This window comes from Colwellia echini (genome assembly GCF_002843355.2).
Taxonomy (GTDB): Bacteria; Pseudomonadota; Gammaproteobacteria; order Enterobacterales; family Alteromonadaceae; genus Colwellia; species Colwellia echini.
In genome coordinates this window covers 1-276 of record NZ_PJAI02000130.1, presented here as the reverse complement: position 1 = coordinate 276, position 276 = coordinate 1, and the positions used below count along the sequence as shown (strand labels likewise).

The following is a 276-nucleotide window of genomic DNA, read 5'->3' as shown; positions in this document are numbered from 1 at the left end:
AAATGGTACCCGGAGCCGGACTTGAACCGGCACGCGTTTCGGCGAGGGATTTTAAATCCCTTGTGTCTACCAATTCCACCACCCGGGCAAAATGGAGGCGGATACCAGAATCGAACTGGTGTTCACGGATTTGCAATCCGCTGCATAACCACTCTGCCAACCCGCCATTTTGTCTCAACGATGTTTTGATATCAATATCAACAAATCTTATTAAAGTTAAATTGGAGCGGCTAACGAGACTCGAACTCGTGACATTCACGTTGGCAACGTGATGCT

General features: G+C 47.8%; 2 tRNA genes. Both read right to left on the bottom strand.

What is annotated here, in order from left to right:
- Positions 1 to 3 precede the first annotated feature (3 nt).
- A tRNA-Leu gene (locus CWS31_RS17510) sits at positions 4 to 88 on the bottom strand.
- 4 nt (positions 89 to 92) lie between these two features.
- Positions 93 to 166 (bottom strand) — tRNA-Cys (locus CWS31_RS17505).
- Between the last annotated feature and the right edge of the window lie 110 nt (positions 167 to 276).